The 23181-nt window shown below is 64.8% G+C and carries 19 protein-coding genes and 1 pseudogene; 15 read left to right on the top strand and 5 right to left on the bottom strand.

Features of this window, described 5'->3' with window-relative positions:
- Positions 1 to 20: 20 nt before the first annotated feature.
- From KK141_RS22475 to KK141_RS22465, 3 genes and pseudogenes are all read left to right on the top strand, one after another.
- Positions 21 to 1490 carry a DUF3375 domain-containing protein gene (locus KK141_RS22475; protein WP_214571275.1) on the top strand — a complete coding sequence of 490 codons (1470 nt, stop codon included), beginning with the start codon at positions 21 to 23 and terminating at the stop codon, positions 1488 to 1490.
- Complete coding sequence (locus KK141_RS22470) at positions 1477 to 2157, top strand: DUF4194 domain-containing protein (RefSeq protein ID WP_214571274.1); 681 nt, start codon at positions 1477 to 1479, stop codon at positions 2155 to 2157. Before KK141_RS22475 ends, KK141_RS22470 begins: the two co-directional genes overlap by 14 nt.
- Positions 2147 to 5725 (top strand): annotated as a pseudogene (locus tag KK141_RS22465) (SbcC/MukB-like Walker B domain-containing protein); the annotation flags it as partial. The gene KK141_RS22470 and the pseudogene KK141_RS22465, both read left to right, overlap by 11 nt.
- Positions 5726 to 6094: 369 nt before the next feature.
- Here KK141_RS22465 and rpsT read toward each other — a convergent pair.
- Positions 6095 to 6358, bottom strand: a complete 264-nt coding sequence (gene rpsT, locus KK141_RS22460) for a 30S ribosomal protein S20 (protein WP_167254468.1) — start codon at positions 6356 to 6358, stop codon at positions 6095 to 6097.
- A 284-nt stretch (positions 6359 to 6642) separates the two neighbouring features.
- Between rpsT and murJ the strand changes: the two genes are divergently transcribed.
- From murJ to KK141_RS22425, 7 genes are all read left to right on the top strand, one after another.
- Entirely contained in the window at positions 6643 to 8250 is a 1608-nt protein-coding gene (gene murJ, locus KK141_RS22455; RefSeq protein ID WP_214571273.1) for a murein biosynthesis integral membrane protein MurJ, read from the top strand.
- A 41-nt stretch (positions 8251 to 8291) separates the two neighbouring features.
- Positions 8292 to 9251 (top strand): bifunctional riboflavin kinase/FAD synthetase, encoded by a 960-nt coding sequence (locus tag KK141_RS22450; protein WP_214571272.1) that lies wholly within the window; start codon positions 8292 to 8294, stop codon positions 9249 to 9251.
- A 94-nt stretch (positions 9252 to 9345) separates the two neighbouring features.
- Positions 9346 to 12207 (top strand): isoleucine--tRNA ligase, encoded by a 2862-nt coding sequence (ileS, locus tag KK141_RS22445; RefSeq protein WP_214571271.1) that lies wholly within the window; start codon positions 9346 to 9348, stop codon positions 12205 to 12207.
- A gap of 60 nt (positions 12208 to 12267) precedes the next feature.
- Entirely contained in the window at positions 12268 to 12768 is a 501-nt protein-coding gene (gene lspA, locus KK141_RS22440) for a signal peptidase II (protein WP_214571270.1), read from the top strand.
- Positions 12769 to 12817: 49 nt separating this feature from the next.
- Positions 12818 to 13780 (top strand): 4-hydroxy-3-methylbut-2-enyl diphosphate reductase, encoded by a 963-nt coding sequence (gene ispH, locus KK141_RS22435; protein ID WP_214571269.1) that lies wholly within the window; start codon positions 12818 to 12820, stop codon positions 13778 to 13780.
- Positions 13781 to 13985: 205 nt separating this feature from the next.
- On the top strand, positions 13986 to 14351 hold the full coding sequence (locus KK141_RS22430; protein WP_214571268.1) for a helix-turn-helix transcriptional regulator: 366 nt from the start codon (positions 13986 to 13988) through the stop codon (positions 14349 to 14351).
- Complete coding sequence (locus KK141_RS22425; protein ID WP_214571267.1) at positions 14348 to 15637, top strand: type II toxin-antitoxin system HipA family toxin; 1290 nt, start codon at positions 14348 to 14350, stop codon at positions 15635 to 15637. The genes KK141_RS22430 and KK141_RS22425 overlap by 4 nt, the downstream gene beginning before the upstream one ends.
- 71 nt (positions 15638 to 15708) lie before the next feature.
- On the opposite strand, the gene KK141_RS22420 is transcribed toward KK141_RS22425, so the two are convergent.
- Complete coding sequence (locus tag KK141_RS22420) at positions 15709 to 16026, bottom strand: RebB family R body protein (protein ID WP_214571266.1); 318 nt, start codon at positions 16024 to 16026, stop codon at positions 15709 to 15711.
- 72 nt (positions 16027 to 16098) lie between these two features.
- Positions 16099 to 16638 (bottom strand): hypothetical protein, encoded by a 540-nt coding sequence (locus KK141_RS23035; RefSeq protein WP_250901951.1) that lies wholly within the window; start codon positions 16636 to 16638, stop codon positions 16099 to 16101.
- A 335-nt stretch (positions 16639 to 16973) separates the two neighbouring features.
- Between KK141_RS23035 and KK141_RS22410 the strand changes: the two genes are divergently transcribed.
- From KK141_RS22410 to KK141_RS22395, 4 genes are all read left to right on the top strand, one after another.
- Complete coding sequence (locus KK141_RS22410; protein WP_214571265.1) at positions 16974 to 17123, top strand: hypothetical protein; 150 nt, start codon at positions 16974 to 16976, stop codon at positions 17121 to 17123.
- 188 nt (positions 17124 to 17311) lie between these two features.
- A complete protein-coding gene (locus tag KK141_RS22405; protein ID WP_250901950.1) occupies positions 17312 to 18307 on the top strand; it encodes a site-specific integrase in 996 nt (331 codons plus the stop codon).
- 28 nt (positions 18308 to 18335) lie between these two features.
- On the top strand, positions 18336 to 18539 hold the full coding sequence (locus KK141_RS22400; protein WP_214571263.1) for a hypothetical protein: 204 nt from the start codon (positions 18336 to 18338) through the stop codon (positions 18537 to 18539).
- Positions 18540 to 18702: 163 nt separating this feature from the next.
- Positions 18703 to 20793 carry an ATP-binding protein gene (locus KK141_RS22395; RefSeq protein ID WP_214571262.1) on the top strand — a complete coding sequence of 697 codons (2091 nt, stop codon included), beginning with the start codon at positions 18703 to 18705 and terminating at the stop codon, positions 20791 to 20793.
- Positions 20794 to 20840: 47 nt separating this feature from the next.
- Here KK141_RS22395 and KK141_RS22390 read toward each other — a convergent pair whose 3' ends face one another.
- Complete coding sequence (locus KK141_RS22390) at positions 20841 to 21869, bottom strand: SIR2 family protein (RefSeq protein WP_214571261.1); 1029 nt, start codon at positions 21867 to 21869, stop codon at positions 20841 to 20843.
- A gap of 110 nt (positions 21870 to 21979) precedes the next feature.
- Positions 21980 to 22783, bottom strand: a complete 804-nt coding sequence (locus KK141_RS22385; protein WP_214571260.1) for a hypothetical protein — start codon at positions 22781 to 22783, stop codon at positions 21980 to 21982.
- Positions 22784 to 22837: 54 nt separating this feature from the next.
- Here KK141_RS22385 and KK141_RS22380 point away from each other — a divergent pair, with 54 nt between their 5' ends.
- Positions 22838 to 23131, top strand: coding sequence for a transposase (locus KK141_RS22380; protein ID WP_214571259.1), 294 nt, complete (start codon positions 22838 to 22840; stop codon positions 23129 to 23131).
- The last annotated feature ends 50 nt before the right edge of the window (positions 23132 to 23181 follow it).

Genomic DNA, 23181 nt, shown 5'->3' with positions numbered 1-23181 from the left:
GCCCGGAGCACCCCGCACGCATGAAGCTGCAAGCCCGCATCGCCGGCTACCGCCGGCTGCGCGAACAAGCCCTGTGGCGGCTGCTGGCCGCCGACCACGCGCCGGAACTGATCGGCCTGCTGCAGTCCCTGCTGCAGGACGGCGAACGCCGGCTGCCCGCCTCGGCCCTGCATGAGCGCCTGCAGGACCACCTCGACACCATCAACGCCTCCGAGCTGCCCACCGAACTGCCGCGCACCGCGCAGGCCTACCTGGCGCACTGGCTGGCGCAGGGCTATCTCGAACGCCGCCTGCCGGAAGGTTCGAGCGAAGAGGAATACGAGCTCTCGGCGCAGGCCGTGCAGGCCGTGCGCTTTATCGCCGGGCTGCACTCGCCGCGCCACGCCGCCACCGAAAGCCGCCTGTCGCTGGTGATCCAGCAGCTGGTGCAACTGGCCGAGCAGACCGAGACCGATCCCGCCACGCGCCTGGACAGCCTGCTGGCCGAACGCGCGCGCCTGGACGCCGAGATCGAACGCGTGCGCAGCGGCAAGCTCGACGCCGTCGGCGGCCAGCGCGCGCTCGAACGCACGCGCGAAGTGATCCAGCTCGCCGACGAGCTGGCCGAGGACTTCCGCCGCGTGCGCGAGGATTTCGAACGCCTCAACCGCGAATTCCGCGAACGCATCATCGACGACGAAGGCCAGCGCGGCGACCTGCTCGACCGCCTGTTCGAAGGCGTCGACGTCATCGCCGGCAGTGAAGCCGGCCGCAGCTTCGGCGCGTTCTGGAAACTGCTCAACAATGTGGAGCAGAGCAACCAGCTCGACGCCGCCATGGAAACCGTGCTGTCGCGCGGCTTCGCCCGCCGCCTGCAGCGCGAGGAGCGGCAGCTGCTGCGCGGCTTCACCCGCGTGATGCTGGAGCGCGGCGGCCAGGTGCACGACGTGATGCAGCACTTCGCGCGCAGCCTGCGCGGCTTCGTGCAGAGCCGCGGCTACCTGGAGCAGCGCCGCCTCAATCAACTGTTGAAGCAGGCGCAGGCCGAGGCGCTGCAGCTGCGCGACGAACTGGGCGCGCACCGCCGCCTGCCGCTCGAACTGCCGCTGACCGGCGCGCGCCTGCGTTCGCTCTCGCAGTGGCGCCTGCACGATCCGCGGCATGCGCGCATCGACGGGCGCATCGATCTTTCCGGCGCGGCCGCCATTTCGCTGGACAGCGTCGGCGCGCTGGTGGCGCAGTCCGAAATCAATTACCGCGGCCTGCGCCGCGACCTGCACGAACTGCTGCAGGACACGCCGCAGCTGTCGATCGGCGCAGTGCTCGCCGCGCGTCCGGCCGAGCAGGGCCTGGGCAGCATCATCGGTTATCTCTCGCTGGCCACGCGCCACGGCGTAGTGGCCGAAGGCGAGCTGGAAGAAGTGTCCTGGCAGGGTGGCGACGGGCAGTGGCGCCGCGCGCGCGTGCCCCTGGTGTGGTTCCTCAAAGAGAAACGCCATGAATTTGCATGAAGAAGCCGAGCTGGCCGTGACGGCGCCGGCGTTGCCGGACGCGACCGCCAAGGGCGCGCTGTTCGATGGCGACACCGGCGTGTTGCCGCTGGAAGTGCGCCGCGTGCTGTGCCAGCTGCTGGCCGGCCCCAGCATCGACGCCGGCCGCCACGCCGCGCTGTGGCCGGTGCTGCTGCGCTACGAGGCCACCCTGCATTCGCAGCTGTGCGAGCTGTTCCTGGAACTGGTGATCGACCGCGAGGCCGGCGTCGCCTTCGCGCGCCAGGCCGACACCGGCGAACTCGACACGCCGGTGCTGCTGCGCTCGCTGCCGCTCACGTTCATCGACACCGTGCTGCTGCTGCACCTGCGTCAGCAATTGCTGGAAGGCGAGGCGCAGGGGCGCCGTGCCGTGGTGGAGGAGGGCGCGCTGGTGGATGCGCTGTCGGTCTACGAAAAGAATCTTTCCACCGACCGCGCCGGCTTCGCCAAGCGCGTCGCCGCGGCGATCGCCAAGATGCGCGAGAGCCACGTGCTGGAACGCCTGCGCGGCAGCGAGGACCGCTACGAGGTCTCGCCCACGCTGAAGCTGCTGTTCTCGGCCGAGGACGTGCAGGCGCTGACCCAGGTGTACCGCGAGCTGCGCGGCGCGGACGTGGTGCTGCAGGAGGCTGCGGATGAGCAGTAAAAACAAGGCGCCGGCGAAGAAGGCTGCCGGCAAGAAGGCGGCAAGCAAAGCAGTAGCGAAGCAGGCGAAGGCAAAGAGCGCGAGCGTCAGCGACAAGGCCGCGCCGAAGAAAGCGAAGGCCGCGAAGCCGGCCGAGCAGATCCAGACGGCAGTAGCGGTTGCCGCACCGGAACCTGATTCCGGCGCGGAATCTCCCGCGCGCCCGTCGAAAGCCAAGGCAGCACGCCCCGCCGCGCCTTCGCTGTTCCTCTCCGATCTGCCCGACCCGCGCGACGAACAGTTCCGCATGCGCCGCCTGCAGGTGTTCAACTGGGGCACCTTCAGCGGTCTGGTCGATATCCCGATCGCCGAGAAGGGTTTCCTGTTCGTCGGCCGCTCCGGCTCCGGCAAGTCGACCCTGCTCGATGCGATGTCCGCGCTGCTGGTGCCGCCCAGCCTGGTCGACTTCAACGCCGCCGCGCGCGAAGCGGACCGCAGTGGCCGCGACCGCAGCCTCGCTTCGTACGTGCGTGGCGCCTGGGCCGACCAGCACGACAGCGACTCCGGCGAGATCGCCACCCAGTACCTGCGCAAGGGCAGCACCTGGTCGGCGCTGGCGCTGGAATACCGCAATGCGATGGGCGAGACAGTCTCGCTGATCCGCTTGTTCTGGATCGCCGGCAACGGCTCGGCCGCGGCCGACGTGCGCAAGCACTACATGGTCACCGAGCGCGCGTTCGACGTGGCGAGGGAAATGGACGGCTTCGACCTGGACCTGCGCCGGCTCAAGGCCAGGCTCGGCGACGAGGTGCACCATTTCGACGCCTTCGCCGGCTACGCGGAACGCTTCCGCCGCCTGCTCGGCATCCAGAACGACATGGCGCTGAAGCTGCTGCACAAGACGCAGTCGGCCAAGAACCTGGGCGACCTCAATCATTTCCTGCGCGGCTTCATGCTGGAGGAGCCGGAAACCTTCGCCGCAGCCGACCGTCTCGTCGCCGATTTCGCCGAGCTCGATGCCGCGCACAAGGCCGTGGTGATCGCGCGCGAACAGGTGCAGACGCTGGCGCCGGCGCGCCAGGCCCACGACGAGCTGCAGGCGCTGCGCCGCCAGACCAGCGCGCTGCGCGAGCAGCAGCAGGGCGTGGACCTGTTCCGCGAGCAGCGCCGCCTGCGCCTGCTGGACGACCGCCGCGCCGAACTCGAGGTCTTGGCACAAGGCATCGAAGGCGAGCAGGCGCAGCGCAAGCAGGCGCTGGAGAACCACGACCAGCGCCTGGCCGACATAGAGCGCCAGCGCCGCGAGCAGGGCGGCGACGCGGTCGACCAGCTCGAACGCGAGCGCGGCCAGGTGCAGCGCGAACGCGACGAGCGCCTGCGCCGCCGCGACAAGCTCGAAACCGCCTGCCGCGAACTGGGCTGGACCCTGCCTGGCACAGCGCGCGCGCTGGCCGAACTGGCCGGGCAGGCGCGCGAACTGGCCAGCGGCGTGCGCAGCCAGGGCGGCGCGCTGGAAGAACAGATGGACGCGATCAAGCGCGACAGCGGCCAGGCCGCGCAGCGCTTCGCCACGGTGCGCGCGGAAATCGATGCGCTGAAGAAGCACCCTTCGAATATCCCCGCGCCGATCCAGGCCATGCGCGCGCGGCTGTGCGAGGAACTCGGCTGGTCCGAGAACGCCGTGCCGTTCGCCGGCGAGCTGCTGCAGGTGAAGGACGAATTCGCCGCCTGGCGCGGCGCGATCGAGCGCGTGCTGCACGGCTTCGCGCTGTCGCTGCTGGTGGACGAACAGCAGTACGCGGCGGTGGCGGCCTGGGTCAACAAGACCCATCTGGGCGGCAAGCTGGTGTACTACCGCGTCGGCCGCGTGGAGGCCTTCGGCCAGCGCAAGCCGGACGGCCGTTCGCTGGTGCACCGGCTGGAGCTGCGCGACCACGCGCACCGCGCCTGGCTGCAGGCCGAGCTGGCGCGCCGCTTCGACTACGCCTGCGTCGACAATGCCGCGGCACTGCGCCAGGCCGACCGCGCGATCACGCGCGAAGGCCAGGTCAAGCACCCCGGCGACCGCTACGAGAAGGACGACCGCCGCGCCACCGACGACCGCCGCCACTGGGTGCTGGGCTTCGACAACCGCGACAAGCTGGTGCTGTTCGAGAAGGAGGGCGTGGAACTGGCGCAATCCATCGCGCGCACCGGCGACGCGCTGGCCCAGCTGAAGGCGCAGCGCGACCGCGAAGGCGACCGCCGCGTCGCCGCGGCCGCGTTCACCGGCATCGAATGGGAAGAGATCGACATCGCGCCCAAGCTGCAGCGCCTGGCCGATATCGAGGACCAGCTGCGGCAGTTGAACGAAGGCGACGCAGGACTCAACGAACTCGGCCGCCGCCTCGATGTCGAACGCGCGGCGCGGCAGCAATCCGCCAAGGCCTACGAGGAAAGCGCGGCCGAACGCATTGCGGTGGAGCGCGAGCGCCGCGGCGTGGAAAACCAGCGCGAAGCCTGTGCCATGCGCGCGAGCGCCGCCGCGCTGACGCCGCTGCAGCAGGAAGGCCTGCAGGCCCGCCTGCCGGCGCAGCCGCTGCTGTCGCTGGAGAACATTGACCACCAGTTCCGCGCGCTTGAGCGCGCGCTGCACGAGGTGCTGGACGGCCAGGCCGAACGCGACCACCGCCTGGTGCAGTCGGTGGAGGAATGCTTCCGCGCGTTCTGCCGCCGCTGGCCGCAGGACAGCGCCGATTTCACCCCGCGCCTGGATTCCGCCGAAGGCTTCCTGGCCCGCCTGCGCCGCCTGGAGCTGGACGGCCTGCCCAAGCACGAGGCGCGCTTCTTCGAGCTGCTGCAGAGCCAGAGCAAGCAGGATCTGCTGGTGCTGCAGAAACATATGACCGAGGCGCGCAAGTCGATCGGCCAGCGCATGGAAGAGGTCAACGAAAGCCTGGAGCGCGTGCCGTTCAACCGCGGCACCTTGCTGCAGATCGAAGTGAGCGACCGCGGCCTGCAGGAAGTGCGCGATTTCCAGGCCCAGTTGCGCGACGTGCTGATGCAGCACCCCACCGAGGACCGCGAACGCGCCGAGGCGCAGTTCGCCGTGCTGCGCGGGCTGGTCGAACGCCTGGGCGCGCCGGATCCGGAACTGCGGCGCTGGCGCGAGCAGGTGCTGGACGTGCGCCTGCATGTGGAGTTCATCGGCGTGGAGATCGAGGAAGAGACGCGGCGCCAGGTGGAGGTCTATCGCAGCGGCGCAGGCAAGTCAGGCGGCCAGCGCCAGAAGCTGGCCACCACCTGCCTGGCCGCGGCGCTGCGCTACCAGCTCGGCGGCGACGACGGCCACTTGCCGCGCTATGCGCCGGTGGTGCTGGACGAGGCCTTCGACAAAGCCGACAACGAATTCACCGCGCTGGCGATGAATATCTTCGAGAACTTCGGCTTCCAGATGGTGGTGGCGACGCCGCTGAAATCGGTGATGACGCTGGAGCCGTTTATCGGCGGCGCGTGCTTCGTGGATATCAACGGGCGGCACGATTCGGGCGTGCTGTTGATCGAGTACGACGCGGAGGAGAAGCGGCTGGCGTTGCCGGAGAAGGCGCGCGAGGTTGCGTAAAGCCCCTCTCCCGCCGGGAGAGGGGTTGGGGTGAGGGTACGGCCGGAGCGCAAGGGTGATGCGCACCGCTCCGCCCGAACCCTCATCCGGCTGCCGCCACCTTCTCTCCCACGGGGACTACCTTCGGGTCGCCGGAGGGAGAAGGACTTCAGCCTGACAGTCGAGGAACCGGCTAGACGCACAAAACGAAAGGGCCGGCTTTCGCCGGCTGGTTTTCCCAATAACGAAAGGGCCGGCTTTCGCCGGCTGGTTTTCCCAATAACGAAAGGGCCGGCTTTCGCTGGCTGGTTTTCCCAATAACGAAAGGGCCGGCTTTCGCCGGCCCTTTGCGCCAACCCGAATCGCTTAGAAGCTGGCTTACGCCAGCTCGCGGATCTTCGCGTTGAGGCGGCTCTTGTGGCGAGCGGCCTTGTTCTTGTGGATCAGGCCACGCGAAGCGTAGCGATCCATGACCGGCTGGGCGGCGGCGAACGCCTCGACAGCGGCAGCCTTGTCCTTGTTCTCGATGGCCTTGACGACCTTCTTGAGGGCGGTGCGCACCATGGAACGGGCGCTGACGTTGCGCAGGCGGCGCTGCTCGGACTGGCGCGCGCGCTTCTTCGCGGACTTGATGTTGGCCAAAGTAGAACTCCGAAATAGCTTGGGTTGGTTGGAAAAAGGGGGCAATTATGACGGTAATGGGTCGTTGCGTCAACAGCTTAGCGACGCCCGGACCGTGCGGATGGGGCCTGCGGGCAGGGGTGGCGGGCCGGTCCCATGAACAGAAGCGGGATTTTGCCACAAACGCGCTGTGTTACCGCCCGCGGCCGCTGTCAGACTACGCGCTTTGCCGGCGCCGTCAGGGGCGGAGCGGGCAAGCTCTCGATAACCCCCCCCTGCATGACAAGAAAGGTACCGGCGCGCGCATGAAGTCACCCAGCATGTTCCGAGGGCTGCTGTCGTTCAGCGGCATGACCATGATTTCGCGTGTGCTCGGGCTGGTCCGGGATATGTCGATCAACGCGGCTTTCGGCGCCAACGCGGCCACCGACGCGTTCTGGGTGGCGTTCCGCATCCCCAATTTCATGCGCCGGCTGTTCGCCGAAGGCTCGTTCTCCACCGCCTTCGTGCCGGTGTTCACCGAGGTGAAGGAAAAACGCAGCCACCAGGAGCTGAAGACGCTGATGTCGCGCGTCTCCGGCACCCTGGGCGGGGTGCTGATGCTGATCACGGCGCTGGGGGTGATCTTCGCGCCGCAGGTCACCACGCTGTTCTCGCCGGGCGCGATCGAGACGCCGGAGAAGTTCGAGCTCACGGTCAACCTGCTGCGCCTGACGTTTCCGTTCCTGCTGTTCGTCTCGCTGACCGCGCTGTCGGGCGGCGCGCTCAACAGCTTCCATCGCTTCGGCCTGCCGGCGCTGACGCCGGTGATCCTCAACCTGTGCATGATCACCGGCGCGCTGTGGCTGGCGCCGCGGCTGCATACGCCGATCATGGCGATGGGCTGGGCGATCCTGGCGGCGGGCATGCTGCAGCTGCTGTTCCAGCTGCCGGCGCTGCGCCAGCTGGACCTGCTCACCCTGCCGCGCTGGGGCTGGAGCCATCCGGAGGTGCGGCGCATCCTCAAGCTGATGGTGCCGACGCTGTTCGGCTCCTCGGTGGCGCAGATCAACCTGCTGCTGGATACGGTGATCGCCTCGCTGCTGTTCATCGGTTCGCAGAGCTGGCTGTCGCAGGCCGACCGTTTCCTGGAATTGCCGCTGGGCGTGTTCGGCGTGGCGCTGGGCACGGTGATCCTGCCGTCGCTGTCGCGCCACCACGTGGCCACCGACGGCGAGGGTTTTTCCAAGGCGCTGGACTGGGGCCTGCGCATCACCCTGCTGATCGCGGTGCCGGCGATGTTCGCGCTGATGCTGCTGGCCGAACCGCTGGTCGCCACGCTGTTCCAGCATGGGCGCTTCACTGCGTTCGATACGCGCATGGCCACGCTGTCGATCTCCGCGCTGAGCTTCGGCCTGCCGGCCTTCGCCCTGGTCAAGGTGGTGCTGCCGGCCTTCTATGCCCGCCAGGACACGCGCACCCCGGTGCGCGCCGGTGTGGCCTCGCTGATCGCCAACATGGTGCTGAACGTGCTGTTCCTGGCCGTGCTGTATGCGCTGTGGGCGCCGGCCGAGGTGAAGCAGGGAGCGCTGTTCGAAGGCCTGGCCAAGGTGCCGGGCCTGCACATGGCACTGGGCGTGGCCAGCGCGGCGGCCAGCTATATCAACCTGGCCCTGCTGTGGCACTGGCTGCGCAAGGCGGGGGTGTACCAGCGGCAGCCGGGCTGGATGCGCCATCTGGGCCGGCTCGCGCTGGCCTGCGCGGTGATGATCGGCGTGCTGCTGGCGGGCCTGTGGCTGTGGCCGGATTGGACGGCGGTGGACAAGTGGACCCGCGTGTGGCATCTCGCCGCGCTGGTCTGCGCCGGCGGCGGCGCCTACCTCGCCACGCTGTTCGCCGCGGGCTTCCGGCTGCGTGAACTGCGCGGCGTTTGATGCGCCGCCGCAGTGCGCGGTCCTACGGCTATACTCGCGCGATGACCAGACTTTCCAGGGATATCGCCGGTCCGTGCCTGGCGCCCGGCGGTAGCGTAGTCGCCGTCGGCGCGTTCGACGGACTGCATCGCGGGCACCAGGCGCTGCTGACCCAGGTGCACGAGCGCGCGCAGGCGACCGGCCTGACGCCGATCGTGGTGAGTTTCGAGCCGCTGCCGCGCGCCTTCTTTTCGAAGGAACCGGTGCCGCGCCTGTCCAGCGTGCGCGAGAAGCTGCTGGGTTTCGAAGCGGCCGGGGTCAAGAAGGCGCTGATCCTGCGCTTCAACCACGAGCTCACCTCCATGCCGGCGGAAGACTTCGTGCGCCGCGTGCTGGTCGAGCGCCTGGGCACCCGCGAGGTGTGGGTCGGCGGCGATTTCCGCTTCGGCCACAAGCGCGGCGGCGACGTCGCCCTGCTGGAAAAAATGGGCGCGGAACTGGGCTTCGCTTCCCGCGTGATGCCGCCGGTGCTGCTCGACGGCGCCCGCGTCTCCGCCACCCGCGTGCGCATGCTGCTGGCCGCCGGCGAGTTCTCCGGCGCCGCGCCGCTGCTGGGCCGGCCCTTCGTGATCGAGGGCAAGGTGGAATACGGCAACCAGCTCGGCCGCGAACTGGGTTTCCCCACCGCCAATATCCACCTGCGCGACCGCGTGCCGCCGGTGCAGGGCATCTTCGCCGTGCGCGTGGGCCTGGGCGAGGGCGAATGCGCGTGGCCGGGCGTGGCCAGCCTCGGCATCCGCCCCACGGTCAACGAAGTGACCCAGCCGCTGCTGGAAGTGCACCTGTTCGATTTCGAAGGCGATCTCTACGGCCAGCGCATGGCGGTGGAGTTCGTGGCCAAGCTGCGCGACGAACTGAAATTCGACGGCCTGGCTGCGCTCACCGAGCAGATCCGCCGCGACGCCCGCATGGCGCGCGAGGTGCTCGGCATGAATCCGCGCCTGGCCGAGGCATGGACTTGAGCTTTCCGCTTCAAGCCGGCGCTTCCACGCCGGCCGCATACCCCACGGCGACGGCACGAGGGCCGCGCCCGACAACCCCGATGGCATCCGAGCAATGACCCAGGATTACAAGAACACCATCAACCTGCCGCAGACGGACTTCCCGATGCGCGGCGACCTGCCCAAGCGCGAGCCGCAGTGGCTGGCGGAATGGGAGCAGGTCGGCCGCTACGCGCAGATCCAGGAGCGCACCGCCGGCCGCGACAAGGTGTTCGTGCTGCACGACGGCCCGCCGTACGCCAATGGCGTGATTCACCTGGGCCATGCGGTGAACAAGGTGCTGAAGGACGTAGTGGTGAAGTCGCGCCTGCTGGCCGGCTTCCGCTCGCCCTACGTGCCGGGCTGGGACTGCCACGGCCTGCCGATCGAAATCGCCGTGGAGAAGAAGCACGGCAAGGCCGGCGACAAGCTCGACGCCGTGGCCTTCCGCCAGAAGTGCCGCGAGTACGCGCAGGCGCAGATCGACCTGCAGCGCACCGACTTCAAGCGCCTGGGCGTGCTCGGCGACTGGCAGAACCCGTACCGCACCATGGACTTCAAGTTCGAGGCCGACATGCTGCGCGCGCTGGCGCGCATCGTCGACAACGGCCACGTGATGCGCGGCTTCAAGCCGGTGTACTGGTGCTTCGACTGCGGCTCGGCCCTGGCCGAGGCGGAGATCGAATACGCCGACAAGGTCTCCCCGGCGATCGACGTGGCCTACGACGCGCTCGACCCGAAGGCGCTAGCCGCCAAGTTCGGCGTGGACGCGGGCGACGCCATCGTCGCCATCCCGATCTGGACCACCACGCCGTGGACGCTGCCGGAAAGCCAGGCGGTGTCGATGGGTGCGGAACTGGAATACGCCCTGGTCGAAGGCCCCGCGCGCAACGGCCGCCGCGTGCTGCTGGTGCTGGCCGCCGCCCTGGTGGAGAAGGCTTCGCATCGTTACGGCGTGGAGCATCCGGTAGTGCTCGGCCACGTCGCCGGCCAGGCGCTGGAAGGCGTGCTGCTGCAGCACCCGTTCTACGAGCGCAAGATTCCCGTGCTGCTCGGCGAGCACGTGTCGGCCGAAGACGGTACCGGCGCGGTGCATACGTCGCCCGACCACGGTGTGGAAGACTTTGTCGTTTCGCGCAAGTACGGCATCGAGACGCTCAACTACGTCGAGCCGCGCGGCACCTATCGCGCCGACACGCCGCCGGCCGGCGACCTGACGCTTGCCGGCACGCACCTGTGGAAAGCCAACGACGCCATCGTCGAGATGCTGCGCGGCCGCGGCGTGCTGCTGGCCCACCACAAGATCGAGCACAGCTATCCGCATTGCTGGCGCCACAAGACGCCGGTGATCTTCCGCGCCACGCCTCAGTGGTTCATCAGCATGGAGCAGGCCGGCCTGCGCAAGGCGGCGATGGATTCCATCCGCCAGGTGCGCTGGGTGCCGGGCTGGGGCGAGGAGCGCATCGCCGGCATGGTCGGCGACCGCCCGGACTGGTGCATCTCGCGCCAGCGCACCTGGGGCGTGCCGATCGCGCTGTTCGTGCACAAGGGCACGCAGGAGCCGCATCCGCGCTCGGTCGAACTGCTGGAGCAGGTGGCCCGGCACGTGGAGCAGGGCAGCATCGACGCCTGGTACGCGCTCGATCCGGCCGACCTGCTCGGCGACGAGGCCGCGGACTACGAGAAGGTCAACGACGTGCTCGATGTCTGGTTCGATTCCGGCGTCACGCATTTCACCGTGCTCGGCCAGCGCCCGGAACTGCAGCAGGGCGAGACCGCCTCGTACAAGGTGATGTACCTGGAAGGCTCGGACCAGCACCGCGGCTGGTTCCAGTCCTCGCTGCTCACCTCGGCCGCCATCCACGGCCGCGCGCCCTACGACGACGTGCTCACCCACGGCTTCACCGTGGATGCGCAGGGCCGCAAGATGTCCAAGTCGCTGGGCAACGGCATCGAGCCGCAGGACATCATGAAGAACCTGGGCGCGGACATCCTGCGCCTGTGGATATGCTCCACCGATTACCGCAACGAGATGTCGCTGTCGGACGAGATCCTCAAGCGCGTCTCCGACATGTACCGCCGCATCCGCAACACGGCGCGCTTCCTGCTGGGCAACCTGGACGGCTTCGATCCCGCGCAGCACCTGCTGCCGGTGGAAGACTGCCTGCTGCTGGACCAGTGGGCGGTGCAGCAGGCCTACGACACCCAGCAGGCGGTGGCGGCGGCGTACGACCGCTACGATTTCCCGGAGATCGTCCAGCGCGTGCAGAACTTCTGCACCAACGAGCTGGGCGCGCTGTACCTGGACATCACCAAGGACCGCCTCTACACCATGCCGACCGACAGCCGCGGCCGGCGCAGCGCGCAGAGCGCGATGTACCGCATCGCCGAAGCGCTGGTGCGCTGGCTGGCGCCGGTGCTGAGCTTCACCGCCGAGGAAATCTGGAAGGCGCTGCCGGGCCAGCGCAGCGAAAGCGTGCTGTTCGAAACCTGGTACGACGGCCTGTCCGCCGCCCAGGGTTTGTCGGAGCAGCGCCGCTACTGGTCCGATCTGCTGGCGATCCGCGACACCGCCTCGCGCGTGCTCGAAGGCATGCGCAAGGCCGGGCAGATCGGCGCCTCGCTCGATGCGAAGCTGGCGATCCACGCCGACCCCGCGCTGGTGAGCCGCTACGCGCCGGCAGCCGATGAGCTGCGCTTCTTCTTCATCACGTCCGACGTGCGCCTGGACGTGGCCGGCGGCCAGCCGGATTCCGCCGTACTGTCGGAACTGGAGGGCGCGGACGTGTGGGTGTCGGCCACGGTGAGCGAAGCGGCCAAGTGCGTGCGCTGCTGGCACCGCCGCGACGACGTCGGCCAGCATGCGCAGCATCCGGAGCTGTGCGGACGTTGCGTGAGCAATGTCGACGGCCCGGGCGAAGACCGCCGCTGGTTCTGAAGACGCGGGCGGCCGGCGCGAGCCGGCCGCTTTCTTTGAATCCCTTTGCATAGACGACGCATGAGCAAGCAATCCAACGCCCTGTCCTGGCTGTGGCTGTCCGCCCTGGTGATCGCGCTCGACCAGGCGAGCAAGTGGTGGGCGCTGTCCGCGCTGCAGCCGGCCGGCGTGCAGCACGCGGTCATCCCGGGCTTCCTCAACTGGACCCTGGCCTTCAATACCGGCGCCGCCTTCAGCTTCCTGGCCGACAGCGCCGGGTGGCAGCGCTGGTTCTTCGTCGGCCTGGCCGTGCTGATCAGCGGCGCCCTGCTGGTGTGGCTCAAGCGCACCGCGCGCGCCGACTGGCGCACCGCGCTGCCGCTGGGCCTGATCATCGGCGGCGCCCTGGGCAACCTGATCGACCGCCTGCACGCGGCCCAGGTCACCGACTTCATCCAGGTCCATTACCAGGACTGGTACTACCCGGTGTTCAACATCGCGGACTGCGGGATTACCGTCGGCGCCGTGCTGCTGATCGCTTTCGGCCTGTTCACCGGCAAGCAGGCCGGGGGCGTGGGATAATTTCGGTCTCGGCGCCCCGCGCGCCGGCCAGCGACAGTCGAGGCTTCACGTGGACATTCTTCTCGCCAACCCCCGCGGCTTCTGCGCCGGCGTCGACCGCGCCATCGCCATCGTCGAGCGCGCGCTCGAGTCGTACGGCGCGCCCATCTATGTGCGCCACGAGGTGGTGCACAACCGCTACGTGGTGGACAAGCTGCGCGCCAGCGGTGCGGTGTTCGTCGAGGAACTGCACGAAGTGCCCGACGGCGCCACCGTGATCTTCAGCGCGCACGGCGTGTCCAAGGCGGTGCGCGAAGAGGCCGACAGCCGCAAGCTCAACGTGTTCGACGCCACCTGTCCGCTGGTGACCAAGGTGCACATGGAAGTGGCGCGCCTGGGCCGTACCGGACGCAGCGTGGTGCTGATCGGCCACGCCGGCCATCCGGAAGTGGAAGGCACCATGGGCCAGTGGAACCCGGCCAACGCCGGCGAGATCCTGCTGGTCGAATCGGTGGAATGCGTGGCGAAGCTGGAACCGCGCTTCCCGCACCAGCTGTCCTACGTCACCCAGACCACGCTGTCGGTGGACGACACCAAGGCGATCATCGCTGCCCTGCGCGAAAAGTTTTCGGACATCGAAGGCCCGCGCAAGGACGACATCTGCTATGCCACGCAGAACCGCCAGGATGCCGTGCGCCGCCTCGCCGACGCGGTGGACCTGATGCTGGTGGTCGGCTCGGTCAACAGCTCCAATTCCAACCGCCTGCGCGAACTGGCCGAGAAGCAGGGCGTGCGCTCCTTCCTGATCGACGGCGCCGAACATATCCAGCGCGAATGGCTGGACGGCGTGCAGCACATCGGCCTCACCGCCGGCGCCTCTGCACCGGAGAAGCTGGTGCGCGACGTGATCGCGCGCCTGCAGTCGTGGGGGGCGGGCGAAGTGCGCGAGCTGGATGGCGAAGCGGAGACCATCACCTTCGCGCTGCCGAAGGAGCTGCGGCTGGCGGAGGGCGGGACGTCGGCCAGGCTTTGACGGCCGCTCGGCTTCCAGGAAAAAGGCCCGCTTGATGCGGGCCTTTTTGCATGCGGGCGCCGGAAACGGGTGCCGAATCGGCTCGGGCCGGGATGCCCTCGGATAAGCCGTGGTTCGGCGTTGCCGCCAAGATAAAGTATGTCTATGGATACCTTAAATTAAGGTATCCATAGACATACTTTAAGCGGTGGCGTATGCTAAGTGCATGAAAAGACTGCATGAACTCGTCCCCGGGCCACAGCGCAAGCCTCCTTCCCTGTCCGCTTTCCCCGGCGAGGTCGGCGCACGGCTACGCCGCCAGCGCATGGCATTTGCCTGGCGCCAGGCGGACCTCGCCGAGCGGGCCGGGGTGTCCGTGCAAACCGTCAAGGCGATGGAGAAGGGAGAACCCATCGCTTACGAAAGCCTGCTTCGATTGCTGCTCGCCCTCGGCCATGGCGCGGACTTCCTGCGCATGCTGGAGTCTCCCCACTTTCCGACGCTGCGCGCGCAAGAGCGTTATCTGGAGTTGTCGGCGACGAATACGCTGAAGGCCAAGCGCGTGCGGCCCGTGGCGGAGGCCGCGCGGTGAGCTTCACCGAGGCCTGGCTCCAGGCCAAAAACCACCAGCTCGAAGTCTGGACCGAGCATCTTCCGGAGCCCGTCCTGGTCGGCCGTCTCAACTACGAAACGGAAACCAAGGCCGGATACTTCGAATGGAGCGACGAGGCGCGTGAGCGCCAGCTGCAGCTTTCTCCCTTCACGCTGCCGCTTCACGAAGCCGTCTGGTCCAGCCGGAACGCCGGCGATCTGCCCACGGAATACCGTGGCTTGCCCGGCCTGCTCAACGACGCGTTGCCGGACGGCTGGGGCTTGTATCTGCTGGACAAGGCGCTGGCACGGCTGGCGATCAAGCCGGAATACATTTCTCCCGCTGTCCGTCTGGCTTACCTGGGCCATCGCGCCTGGGGTTCGCTGAGTTTTCGTCCGGCCATCGATGACGATCACGGCGAGGACATGTCGCTCGATGTACTGGGCCGAGGCGTCGAGGCGACCATCGAGGGACATTTCGACGAGGTCTCCGACGAACTTCTGCGCGCGGGCAGTTCCCCTCAAGGTGCCCGTCCCAAGGTCATGGTGGATCTGTCGGACGACCATCGGCGCGCACGCGTCACCGCAGGTGTGCCGGAGCAGGGATACAGCGCATGGCTGATCAAGTTCGCCGCACGCAACGAGCCGGCGGATGCACCGATGCTCGAACTCGCCTACATGCAATGCGCCCGCGAAGCGGGCGTGGACGTGATGGAGAGCCTGCTGCTGGAGGTCAACGGCAAGCCGGCTTTCGCTACCCGCCGCTTCGATCGCGCGGCAGGCGCGCGGGTTTTCTGCCAGTCGCTGGGCGGACTGATTCATTTCTCCCATCGGGATCTCGGCCTCGACTACGCGAACGTGGCCGAGATCATGCAGGCGCTTTCGATACCGGAAACGGCTTATGCGCAGGCTTATCGGCGCGCCGTATTCAATGCCGCCATGAGCGTGCGCGACGACCACGCCAAGAACTTCGCCTTCATGCTGGACCGCCATGGCCAGTGGCAGCTGTCGCCGGCTTTCGATCTGACCTACATGGAAGGCCCCGGCGGACATCACACCACGACTTTCGCCGGTGGCACGTCGGCGGATCCCACGCGCGAGGATCTTCTTCGCCTGGCGGATCACTACCGCATCGATCGCGGCGAGGCTGCGCGGATCGTCGACGACATCGTGGCGGTCGCATCGGAGGCCGGTGCGGCAGCGCTCAAGCTCGGTGCGAACAGGCAAACGGTTGCCCCCGTCGCCCGTCGCCTGCAGGCGGTGGCGCGTTCGCTGTCCAGCGCTTGAGACAAGCATGGTGTGGAATAGAAAAAGCCCCGGAAAGCACGCCTTCCGGGGCTTCTGTTTTTAAGCCCGGATTACTTGCCGGCAAACGCCTGCGTCGTCGCCTTCAGGTCGGCAATGGTCTGCGCCAGCTCGTTATTGGTCAGCACCTCGGCGGCCGAGCGCGCTTCCAGCGGGCCCAGGTTGCTGATCAGGTTGGCGGCCTTGGCGAGGATGGAAATGCTCAGCTCGTTCATCGCCTGCTGGTGGGCCACGGCGTTCTGCTGCGACAGGTTGGTGGTGGCCACCGCGTTCGAATAGGCCAGGTTGGACAGCATGGCGGGCTGTTCGGCGATCGACTTGAGGTTGGCGATGGCGACAGCGCCGATGATGTCTTCGGGAAGATTGGCCATGGTGATGCTCCTTCGAATGGAATGATGGTGATGGAGTAGGTTCGGCTTCGCCGCGCGTGCGGCGAACGGCCGTCAGGGCGCGTGCGGCGACGGCTCGTCACCGGCGATGCTGCGGCCCAGGTCCTGGAACAGTTTTTCCGCGTTCCTGCCGATCTTCTCGATCGCCGAGTCGTCGTTGCCGTCGGCGCTTTCGATCATCGACACGCACTTGGCCACCACCGCGAGGCGGATCAGGTTCATCGCCTGCTGCTGGGCCACCGCGTTCTGCTGGCGCAGGTTCTGGTTGAACACCTGCTGGGCCAGTTCGAGATTGGCGAGGATGGCGGGCTGCGCTTCGATCGACTTGGCATTGGAGATGGCGATGGACTGCACGATCTCGTCCGGCAGCGAATCGCCCGAAGCCAGGTTCGGGGATGCCGGCCCGGTTTGTTCGTCCACGTCGTTGAGCCTGGCGCAGGTGCGCGAGACGGTGCCGATGTCGTCGCCTTCGGCAGGCACGATGCGCTGCGTACGGGTATCGACGATCCGGTAGACGGCGCCGGTGCCGTGCGCGGTTTCCGCACCTGGTTCGTGCGCCGGCAGGAACGTGGGCTCGATGAGATATCGCTTCACTTCAAGGACTCCTTTCTTGAGGGGATGATCGTTGTCGGCTGGAAAAAGGCGCTGATTCTGCGACCGGATGCACAAGCAGGCCGCCGGCGGGGAAGGGCGCGGCAGGGCTTTCGTGGTCAGGCGAATGGGAAGGGCGCGGGGTTGTCCGAACGGAAGCCGCATCGGCAACGGCCGGCCGTGCGTGTTCCATGCTGAGCGTGCGCAAGACGCGCCGCGATTCGACGATCCATGGTCCTGCCCCCTGTGTCGTGCCCCTGCCACGCAGCCTGCGGCGTAGCGCTGGCCGGGGCATCACAGCAGGCGGAGGAGCGGGCCGTCAAGGCAGCAGGGCGGGCATGGCAAAGGATGGCGGCGCCTGCCCGAACAGCACAAAAAAAGCCCTGGAAAGCTTGGTTTCCAGGGCTTTTTTTGTTTTCAAGCTGGTGCCGGAAATAGGAATCGAACCTACGACCTACGCATTACGAATGCGTTTACATAAACAATAATATCAACGAGTTATGTATTTAAAATGAATTGATGCCACACTTATGCCACATCCATGGCAAGGGCGGTAAGCATGGCAACGTATCGGCGGCGGGGGCGGTATTCGTGGGAGGCGCAGGTGCGCAGGCGTGGCTGGCCCTCCCAGACTAAGACTTTCGATACCAAGGCTGAAGCCGAAGCCTGGGCCGCCATGATCGAGTCCGAGATGAACCGCGGTGTGTGGCTCGATCGCAGTGAGGCAGAGAGCACCACGCTGGGCGCGCTCCTGGACCGTTACGAGGCGGAAGTCGTGCCCGCGTTAAAGGGAGCTATCAGAGAGCGCTCCGTACTCCACCTTTGGCGGCAGACGCCGTTGGCGAAGCGGACGGTTGCCACCATCCGCAGCGGTGACATCGCGCAACAGCGAGATGCCTGGCTGGCAGATGGGTTGGCGCCGGCAACCGTACTGCGGCGCCTGGCGCGCCTCTCACACTTGTTCAATACGGCACGGAAAGAATGGGGCATGGAGAGCCTGTCTAACCCCGTCGAACTTGTGCGCAAGCCTACGCCAAACAATGCACGTACACGGCGTGTCGTGACGCCCTCCACCACTGGACGCCACCGTGGACACACGGAGGATGAGCTATCGCGCATCATTTCGGCGAGCGAATCGCGTGCCCTTCCCACAATTATCACGCTAGCCGTGGAAACAGCCATGAGGCGAAGCGAAATAGCCACCTTGCGTTGGGAGCACGTTGACCTAGGCCGACGGGTTGCACACCTTCCTGAAACTAAGAATGGCAATAGTCGCGACGTACCGCTGTCGCAAGCCGCAGTGGAGGCGCTTGCCGAGCTGCTTCCAAAACGCGAGGGTACAGTGCGGCGGCGCAAGGCTCCGATAGTGCCCTCTTCGCTAAATGGCGCGGTCTTTGCCGTCCATCCGGACGGGATTACGCAGGCTTTTGAGCGTGCCCTACAGCGAGCCCGCAAGTCATACGAAGCGGAATGCACAGAACACGGCCGCGAACCGAAGTCCAAATTCCTGAAGGACTTACGGTTTCACGATCTCCGGCATGAAGCCACTTCTCGCCTGGCATCGCGTTTTCAGCTCCACGAACTGGCAAAAATCACCGGTCACCGTGACACGCGGATGCTCCTGCGGTATTACCATCCGGACGCAGCGGATTTGGCGAAGCGGCTGGGGTAATCCTTTAAACCTGCATTGTGGAGCCAGCATGAGCCGATCAAAAAATGTTCGATTCCTCCTCGCCCAGAGCCCGGCGATTGTGGCCGCCGGCGAGCGCGCAGCAGCTGAAGCGGTGCGTCAGGCGAAGGCCCACGGTCTGAACATCCATTACATCGAGGACGGCCACCTCATCGAGGAGGCACCCGACGGCACGCGCAAGGTGTTGAAGGCTGTCGATCCCGTGGCCGGCTGATGCGATGAAATGACTACGCTACACTGCGATGGCTTCGGCTTTAGCGTTCTTGTTTTATTCGATTCAAATGGAATCCGGGCCGCGGGCAAGTCACCGTCCGCGTCTCATTGTTTGAGTGGATAGCGGGCGATGATGAAGTCTCACGCCATCTGAAAGCATTGCCATGCACATCATCGAACGAGCCAGGGAACAATCACGGAGAGGGCTGGTGACCAACTTCCAGGGTAAGACCCAGATTGGCGGCGCAGGAATCAAAAAGCACTTCGTGCGAACCGAGCCATCGAAGGCCATTGTTGAGCTCGTGTGGAACGGCTTTGACGCGCAGGCACACCACGTTGACGTGGGGCTTGAATATAACGACCTTGAGCAGCTGAGTTCAGTCTCGATCACCGATGATGGCGAAGGCATCGACTTCGCGAATATCGACGACAATTTTGGTCGGTTTAATGAGTCAGCTAAGCAGGAAGACGTCACCCTCCATGGATTCAACGGTAGGGGGCGACTCGCGTTTCACCGATTGGCTGATCGAGCCACCTGGTACACGCGGCGCGACGGCTGTGACGCAACAATCGAGGTAACCGGCGCAAATCTGGAACGTTACTCTGGCGACACATGGGAAGTTGGGCAGTCCCACGGGATGGTGGCCACTGGATCAGGCACGCAGGTTCGATTGGACCCTGTAAGCGCAGCATTGCCCGAACCGCAGGACATGCTCAAGCTTCTCTCGACTGAGTTCGGCTGGTATCTCCTCCTCAACCCGGACCGCCGTTTGACTTATGACGGTGTTGCGGTATCGGCTCCCGCCCATGAGCTAATCGATAGCTCGATTCTGGTAGATGGAAATGACTTCCGGGTGCGCATCATTCGGTGGCATGAGCGTCTTGCCTCTGAGAAGTCTTATGTCTATCTGCAAAACACATCGGGAAAGACAGTCTTCTACAAACTGAGCTCCCATAACAATAAGCCTGGATTCTTCGTCAGCGTATACATCCAATCGCCTTGGGCGGACGCTTTTGCGCTAGAGCAAGACCTGCTCAATCCTGATGCTGCCACAACTGAGTCAAAGGTCTGGAAGACAGTTGACCGCTTGGTCGTCGGCAAAGTACGTGAAGTGTACGAAGCGTTCCTGCGTGAACATGTAGAGCGTGAAATACAGAAATATGAGATCGAAGGGTCTTTCCCTGACTTCAGCGAACTTCCTAAAGTCGATGCAGAGTGGCGCTCTCGGAATATTCGGCACATCGTTCGTACCGTATATGTCGCTGACCCTGGACTTTTTGGCTCCCTTCCCAAAAAGCAGCGAACGGTGCTCATCAGGCTTCTCGATCGCCTGTCCGTCTCGAACGAGAATGACGCAATCTTCGATGTACTCAAAGGGGTCCTCGACCTCGATGCCAAAGCAGTCAAGCAACTGGCGTCGCACCTTGAAAGAACTACCTTCGACAGCATTGTCGAGACTATTGAAGCGCTGCAAAAGCGACAGACTGCCGTCGATCAGATCAGGCAGCTCATGCGCGTCCACTACAAAGAAGTTAGAGAAACGCCGGATTTGCAGAAAATTATTGAGTTGAACACTTGGCTATTCGGCCCTCAATTCGAGACCCTAGGCGCCGAGGAAACCACGTTCACCGAAATCGCACGCCGGTTGAGGAGCAAGATCCATGGAATCGACAATGTCGCCGATGAAGACGTCGAAGATGGCGCCACTATCGAAGTATCACAACGGCAACCTGACCTCTTTTTAGTTCGCAAACTTCCAGCACCTGATTCGCTCGGTCGAATGCAGAACCGATGGGTCATTATTGAGATCAAGCGACCTGGAGTTGCGCTTAACTATAAGCATCTTCGTCAGATCGATGACTATATCCGCATCATTGAGGGCGATCCCGAGTTTGCGGCAGAGCAGACGCGAGTCGAGATGATCCTTGTTGGTAGGAAAATTTCCTCTGTCGACACCGAAATTCGGTCGCGTTTGAGACAGGTTGCGGATCGAGGTGTGCCTGGACTAATTCGACAGGATGAGCGATTCACGGTCTTTGTTCTCAACTGGGAGACCATCCTGGCTGGATTCGAGCTCACCAACGATTACTTGCTCAAGCACCTGCGACTCAAGCGCGCGGAACTTGAGGGTGAAAGTAAAGACGAGCTACTGCGCGCGCTAACCAGCGGACAAGAAGAGAATGTTCCGGTGCAATCCAGCAGCGTACGCAAAAGAACTTCGAAGAAAAAATCGCCAATGCCTGTCTCCCACTGACACCCCGGAGAAATGGCAGGACGCAACCACCTCTACAGTTGGGCGAGTCAGGTCATCGGGGACTTGCGCCTTCTTCTCTTGGATTCGAGCGAAAACTCAAGCTGCGGTGACATAGGCAAGGAAGCTCTGGGTTGCGGCTCATAGGACGCATAGTCCCTGGCGGGCTTTGTCACCGGCGTATAAGGAAGCCAGGTTGGATTGGCTCGAATATTGCGCGAAATCGCCTCGATGACGCGACCATAGCCTTCTTCAAACGTATTGGCGCGTTCGCTGACCACTTCTACGCCCAAGGACTCTAGCAGTGAGCGCTTAGCTTTGTCCGGATTAGCACTTTGCCCATCTACTTCCACTGCATAGAAAAATGTCCGTCCTGTCCGAACATCCCTCCTGCGCTTATAGACCATCAGCCACCACAGGTCGATCTCGGTGAAATCGAAGCCAAATCCAACGATATGGATATGGTCGCGAAGAAAGTGATCGACCCAGGAATGCACATGGTGATCCTCAAAGCGATGCGTTCCGCTCAGCGGCGACTTGGTTAGACCTCCAGGCACCTTGGGCGAAATGCCATGTGTAAGGTAGTTACGTATTTTTTGAAGCTGGCCTGCATAGTGGTCATAGCCTAAGAGGATGGATTCAGATCTCTCGGCATCACCATGCACGTGCCATATCGAATGCGCCCCGATATCCAATCTGCGGAATAAGCTATATCGCGTCTCGCTGATGATCTGTTTGCGTTCCCGAATCCCACCACCGATAGCTTCCTCGATAGTGAAGTCGTAGTTGGTAGTGATGATGGTCCCAAACATGTCCGCAAGCAGCTTGTGATAGGGGTGTCTCGGAAATACGGTCAGGAGTTCTGCAATGCGTTTCTTGACAACTTGCTCAGCAGTGCGCGCCCTATATTGGGGTAAGCGTACGCACAGCTCTTCAAAATGCAGAGACAGGGGCTTCTGCTCGTAAAATTGGACTTGGTCAGCTAAGCCCAGCTCGTCAGCGAGCGCCTCCAACAAGGCCTGCCAACTCAGCTGCATCGACAGACGATTCAGCCCATTTCCTAAAAGCAGACAATGCATGCGCCCCCCGTGGTGCTGCCATCGCAGCTCTGACTAGATACGGGGTGCCACGAACTGGCCATCCGGCCCCCGCCGCTTATCGTACGACGGGGGCAGCCTGGGCGGTGTTTTTACTCGTCGCCCTCAAACCTGATGCTGGGAGCCTCGATACGACCACCGTCGTGTGGAAGCTGCGGCGGCTTCACGCGCCGAACAGCGTCCTGGATCTGTCTCCCTCCTGCATCGACATGCCGGGGGCTGCTGAGGGGCATTGGCTTAATGTCTGCTATCGAGTTAGGCGGTTTCGGTGCACTATCATTTCCCGCCGGAGGCGCAGCGGCTGCATCAGCTCGATCGTACTCAGGCATGCCGGTGGTACTGCCATCACTCGCGCCCGAACTCGATTCGACAGCGTTGACCGCGTTAGCCGGTTTCGCGACAACGTCTCCCGCGTTGGATTCCCGGGCGGCTTGTGCTCGTGCGTCGATTCGGTTGGCCGCACGGGTGCCCAAGTTGTCCACATCTTTGCCGTGACGATCTACTGCGTGCTCCGATCGCTTGTCCAGCCCAACCTTGGCACGCATGCCTTGCGCTGCTTCTGATCCAGCTGCCTGCATGGCATATCCAAGTCCTGCACCCAACCCTTTCCAGCCCGTGATGCCCTGCGCCGCTGCAAATCCTTTACCCGACGCTACAGCTTGCGTGGCACCCTTCAGTGTGCTGCCGACAGCGGAGCCCACTGCACCACTCAATGCGGCACCACCGGCAGCAGCCGCACCTCCTGCAGCGGCCACACCAAGCAAGTCTGCTGCTCCGAGATTGAGCCCACCGCTTACGATCGAGCTCGCGAGCGCGGGCACCTTCCAGCAAAGCAAAGCGAATACCGCGGCCCCTCCCAGGACGAAGAATGAATTCGGAAAGAAGTTCTGGATCACCCCTGATTTCTCGGACACCCAAAAGCGAGGACAATCCTCGCACGGAGGTGTTCGATGGAAAAGCGCCAGCGATTCTCAGCCGAGTTCAAGCGTGAAGCCCTGCGGCTGATGCAAAGCAGTGGTAAGCCCGCCGCGGTTGTTGCCCGTGAATTGGGCGTGCCGCGTAACCGGCTGTACAAATGGGCCGATGAAGTGGGCAAGAAGGGAGCCGCAGCGTTTGGTGGAAGTGGACGGCCCAAGGCAAGCAACGATGAGGTGGCGGTACTTAAGCGCGAGCTGGCCCGCCTCAAAGAAGAGAATGAGATTTTAAAAAAAGCGGCAGCGTACTTCGCGCGGGAGTTGTCGTGAAGTACGCCTGGATAGAGGGCATGTCCGGCCACAGTGTGCGCACGATGTGT

This window comes from Dyella sp. LX-66 (assembly GCF_018599165.1).
In the GTDB taxonomy this organism is placed as follows: domain Bacteria; phylum Pseudomonadota; class Gammaproteobacteria; order Xanthomonadales; family Rhodanobacteraceae; genus Dyella_D; species Dyella_D marensis.
The sequence above is the reverse complement of the archived record's forward strand: the minus strand, read 5'-3'. Positions and strand labels throughout refer to the sequence as shown.

Coding starts and splice junctions, on each gene's coding strand:
- KK141_RS22470 (WP_214571274.1), top strand. CDS start 1,477: ATGAATTTGCATGAAGAAGCCGAGCTGGCCGTGACGGCGCCGGCGTTG.
- ileS (WP_214571271.1), top strand. CDS start 9,346: ATGACCCAGGATTACAAGAACACCATCAACCTGCCGCAGACGGACTTC.
- KK141_RS22395 (WP_214571262.1), top strand. CDS start 18,703: ATGCACATCATCGAACGAGCCAGGGAACAATCACGGAGAGGGCTGGTG.
- KK141_RS22450 (WP_214571272.1), top strand. CDS start 8,292: ATGACCAGACTTTCCAGGGATATCGCCGGTCCGTGCCTGGCGCCCGGC.
- murJ (WP_214571273.1), top strand. CDS start 6,643: ATGAAGTCACCCAGCATGTTCCGAGGGCTGCTGTCGTTCAGCGGCATG.
- KK141_RS22410 (WP_214571265.1), top strand. CDS start 16,974: ATGGCAAAGGATGGCGGCGCCTGCCCGAACAGCACAAAAAAAGCCCTG.
- KK141_RS22430 (WP_214571268.1), top strand. CDS start 13,986: ATGAAAAGACTGCATGAACTCGTCCCCGGGCCACAGCGCAAGCCTCCT.
- KK141_RS22475 (WP_214571275.1), top strand. CDS start 21: ATGAAGCTGCAAGCCCGCATCGCCGGCTACCGCCGGCTGCGCGAACAA.
- lspA (WP_214571270.1), top strand. CDS start 12,268: ATGAGCAAGCAATCCAACGCCCTGTCCTGGCTGTGGCTGTCCGCCCTG.
- KK141_RS22405 (WP_250901950.1), top strand. CDS start 17,312: ATGATCGAGTCCGAGATGAACCGCGGTGTGTGGCTCGATCGCAGTGAG.
- KK141_RS22380 (WP_214571259.1), top strand. CDS start 22,838: ATGGAAAAGCGCCAGCGATTCTCAGCCGAGTTCAAGCGTGAAGCCCTG.
- KK141_RS22390 (WP_214571261.1), bottom strand. CDS start 21,869: ATGCATTGTCTGCTTTTAGGAAATGGGCTGAATCGTCTGTCGATGCAG.
- KK141_RS22420 (WP_214571266.1), bottom strand. CDS start 16,026: ATGGCCAATCTTCCCGAAGACATCATCGGCGCTGTCGCCATCGCCAAC.
- KK141_RS22400 (WP_214571263.1), top strand. CDS start 18,336: ATGAGCCGATCAAAAAATGTTCGATTCCTCCTCGCCCAGAGCCCGGCG.